At 46.8% G+C, this 203-nt stretch carries 1 protein-coding gene; it reads right to left on the reverse strand.

Annotated features, from left to right (window positions below; translation table 11 throughout):
* On the reverse strand, window positions 1-203 hold a 203-nt coding region (locus Q0921_RS25010; protein WP_299261904.1), incomplete at both ends, for a hypothetical protein.

Raw genomic sequence — 203 nt, forward strand, 5'->3', positions numbered from 1 at the left:
TAGTTACCTGTAGCGGTTACTACCGCTGTATAGGTCAATACTAATGGGGTCGTCGTTGTAACACTAAGTCCACTCCAGCTGATCAATCCGCCAGTCTCACTTCCACTGTTACTAATACTTCCAATCGTAGTATAACCATCTGGAACCGTATCGCCAACACCAACACCGGTAGCATTATTGGCGCCTGCATTGCTGACTGTAAC

The organism is uncultured Aquimarina sp. (genome assembly GCF_947496855.1).
In the GTDB taxonomy this organism is placed as follows: Bacteria; Bacteroidota; Bacteroidia; order Flavobacteriales; family Flavobacteriaceae; genus Aquimarina.